The 2707-nt window shown below is 67.7% G+C and carries 3 protein-coding genes; 2 read left to right on the top strand and 1 reads right to left on the bottom strand.

Annotation, left to right across the window (positions count from 1 at the left end):
* Together Q0588_RS14045 and Q0588_RS14040 are read left to right on the top strand one after the other, a co-directional pair.
* On the top strand, nucleotides 1–438 hold a 438-nt coding region (locus Q0588_RS14045), incomplete at its 5' end, for an AGE family epimerase/isomerase (protein ID WP_298747371.1).
* A 457-nt stretch (nucleotides 439–895) separates the two neighbouring features.
* Nucleotides 896–1705, top strand: coding sequence for a metallophosphoesterase family protein (locus Q0588_RS14040; protein ID WP_298747369.1), 810 nt, complete (start codon nucleotides 896–898; stop codon nucleotides 1703–1705).
* A gap of 72 nt (nucleotides 1706–1777) precedes the next feature.
* Here the strand turns inward: Q0588_RS14040 and Q0588_RS14035 are convergent.
* Nucleotides 1778–2707, bottom strand: a 930-nt coding sequence (locus tag Q0588_RS14035; protein WP_298747366.1) for an O-antigen ligase family protein, incomplete at its 5' end; no start/stop codon positions are given.

Raw genomic sequence — 2707 nt, 5'->3', positions numbered from 1 at the left:
CAGTTCGAATGGGCCTGGCTACTGACCCGGTGGGGCCGGCTGCGGGGTGATCCGTGGGCGCTCGAGGCGGCGCGTCGGCTGTTCGTGGCCGGCGAGCACGGTCTGGACGCGGGGCGCGGCGTGGCCATCGATGAGCTGGATGACACATTGCAGCCACGCTCGTCCCGCGCCCGGCTGTGGCCCCAGACTGAATGGCTGAAGGCCGCGCTGATCCTGGCGGAGGATGCGCGGGGCGAGGCCCGCCAGAGGTTCACCGACAGCGCTGTCGCGGCGTTGCGGGGTCTATGGCGATACGTCGCGCCGACCGGTCTGTGGCATGACAAGCTGGGGCGGGATGGCGTGTTTGAATCGGAGCCGGCGCCGGCGAGCTCGCTCTATCACATCATGGCGGCGTACCGGCAGCTTCGGGACACCGGGGTGCCCGGACGCGGCCTGTAGCTCAGTCCTCCGATGCGGCCCTGGGCCGCGACCGGCGCGAGCGGGAGGACAAGACAGGTTTCGCCGCCGGCACGGGCAGGGCCGGCAGCTCGCCATAGAGTCCGGCCGCGCGCGACGGGTCGCCGACCCAGCGGTCCCCTCCCGGCAGGCTCCGAGACTGAATTTCAGACATAATATACCCCCGCGCCCCATGGTTTACACTTTAGTAAACGTTGATGCAGCCCTGATCCTTCGGCGCTGTCGTCGCGGAAGGGCCGCAGAGCGTGCGGCCGAGCCGTCCTTCTTGTTGGACGAGGTCCCTGCTATAGGGTGCGACCGCGTTCCGAGGGACGGTGGCCGTCGGTGCCGCCGACGTCGTTGTGTCCAGAGGCCCATGCTTTCAAGGCTGTTTCGTTCCCGAACCCAGGTCGTCACGCCGGCCGCGCCGGCCGTTCCCGACGGAACCGTCGTCTGGGCCGTGGGTGACATTCATGGCCGGCTCGACCTCCTGCGGCCCCTTGTTGAGGCGATCATCGCAGATCTTCGCGACGGCACGGCGACACGCAAGGTGGTGGTCTTCCTCGGCGACTATATCGACCGGGGACCGGACTCACGGGGGGTTCTTCAGCTACTGGCGGGCTTGTCTGTAGTCGAGGGCGTGGAATGGCGGTTCCTGAGAGGGAACCACGAACAGGCGATGCTGGGCTTTCTCGATGACCCGGCCACCGGATCCAGATGGTGCGAGCACGGGGGCGACAAGGCCTTGCGTTCATACGGCCTCAAGGTTCCCGCCCTTGCCCACCGAACCGAGGCCTGGGCGCGGGTGGCGGCCGATCTGCGGCACAGGCTGACAGCGGCCGAGACGGCCTTCCTCGAGGCCCTGGAACCCAGCGTGACCGTGGGCGACTATTTCTTCACCCATGCCGGGGCCAGGCCGGGGGTGGCGCTGGACCGGCAGTCGCCGGAGGATCTGATGTGGATTCGCCGACCGTTTCTGGACAGCCAGACGGCGTTCGAGCGCGTGGTCGTGCATGGGCATACGCCGGCGCCGGAGGCTCATGCCGACAGCCGGCGGATCGGAATAGACACCATGGCCTATGACTCGGGCATCCTGACCGCCTTGCGGCTGCGGGGGCGCGAGCGGAGCCTGCTGCAGTCCGTCGGCCCATGCCGCCGGTCGCGATCGCGAGGCCCGGGCGACGAAAATCGGTCCCCGGACGACGTGGAGGTCTTCATTCGCACCGGGCGGCTCGACCCCGAACCCGCGAATGTCGGCGTCGCCGGGTAACGGCTGCGTCCTGGCCGGCCGGGGTCCCGGAACGACGGACCCGGCGTTATGAGCAAGGCTTGGCCCCCGGACTCAGTGGGACCGGTCGGACCGTCGGGCCAGTTCGAGCAGCCCACAGCACAGGGCGAAGACGACGGACAGGGTGACGGTCCGCAACGGATAGTCGACGACGGAATGCAGGAGCAAAACGCCGATACCAATGCTGGCGGCTCGCTGCAGGTCTGTTTCCCGCGAGGGTGAGGTCTTCCATGCCGACCAGCACCGTCGAAAATACCAGACCAGAAAGGCCAGGATGACCCCGATTCCGAGCCAACCGGCTTCGAGCCACGTTTCCAGATACTCGTTGTGGGCCTGGTTGAAGAAGGTGCCGTCCAGTTTTTCCAGGGGCTCGACCGAACGATAGACGGAATCGAAACTGCCCACGCCGGATCCCAACGGAAGGTAGGTTTGCGCGGTTTCCGCCACGAGGGGCCAGCGGTCCGAGCGGCCTTCAAACTGGTTCTCGGTGTCAAACCGCGCCAGAATGGGCGGCAGGGCGAGGACCGCGACCGCCGTCAGGGCCGCGCCAAGTGTGCCGAGCAGAACCAGCAGCCCAGGGCGAGGCCGGCCCTTTCCCGCGGCGATCCAGGCGGCCAGCAGGCTGACGGTCATGACGGGCGCGAACAGGGTGATCCCGGCTCGGGAGCGAATCGCCGCCAAGGCCACCACCACCAGACCGGCGAACAGGGCGCCGAGCCACAGGGTCGAACCCTTTCGGTCCCGCCGCCTGAGCGTGGCCGCGCCAAGAACGACCGCGAAGGCCAGGCTGACGAGAAGCAACGAGGCCAAGTGGTTGCGATTGGCGAAGAAGCCGGTGACGGAGCCCGCGTCCGTCCAACTCCAGGGATAAAAACCATCTCCACCACTGGCCAGCTGGGCGGCACCAAGAATGACTCCGGCGACCGCAGCGGCGATAACGAAGCGGACCAATCGCTCCCGGTGCGTCTGGGACAGGCAGAGGAC

Source organism: uncultured Brevundimonas sp., from assembly GCF_937870815.1.
Taxonomy (GTDB): Bacteria; Pseudomonadota; Alphaproteobacteria; order Caulobacterales; family Caulobacteraceae; genus Brevundimonas.
Note: the sequence above shows the minus strand (reverse complement) of the source record. Positions and strands in the feature narration are given on the sequence as shown.